The organism is Pseudomonas sp. SIMBA_067 (genome assembly GCF_046534675.1).
Taxonomy (GTDB): Bacteria; Pseudomonadota; Gammaproteobacteria; order Pseudomonadales; family Pseudomonadaceae; genus Aquipseudomonas; species Aquipseudomonas putida.
Genome location: NZ_JAWRYH010000454.1, coordinates 1 through 271, shown reverse-complemented (window position 1 = coordinate 271; position 271 = coordinate 1). Strand labels below are relative to the sequence as shown.

Genomic DNA, 271 nt, shown 5'->3' with positions numbered 1-271 from the left:
CCGGGCCGGCGGCTGGACGGGGCGAGGCTGGCGGGCCGCCGGGAAACCGGCGCCGCGGGCCTCGCCCTTCGCTCGATGGCGGTCCGTGTTCCAATAGGCGGCTGGACGCGCGCCGGGAACCGGCGGCCAGCGGGGCTATCTAAGCCCGGTGCTTTCGATCCAGCCCATGTGGTGGGCGAACAGCACGAACAGGAACAGCGCCACCGACAGGCCGATGCGCACCGTCAGCGCGTTGACCGTGCGGTTGGTGCTGCCTTTGTCCCGCATCAGG

1 protein-coding gene is annotated in these 271 nt (G+C 72.0%); it reads right to left on the bottom strand.

All coding sequences use genetic code 11. The annotated features are described in order from the left end of the window. Nucleotides 1-135: 135 nt before the first annotated feature. Nucleotides 136-267, bottom strand: coding sequence for a DUF2909 domain-containing protein (locus tag SB765_RS29870; protein WP_410932526.1), 132 nt, complete (start codon nucleotides 265-267; stop codon nucleotides 136-138). Between the last annotated feature and the right edge of the window lie 4 nt (nucleotides 268-271).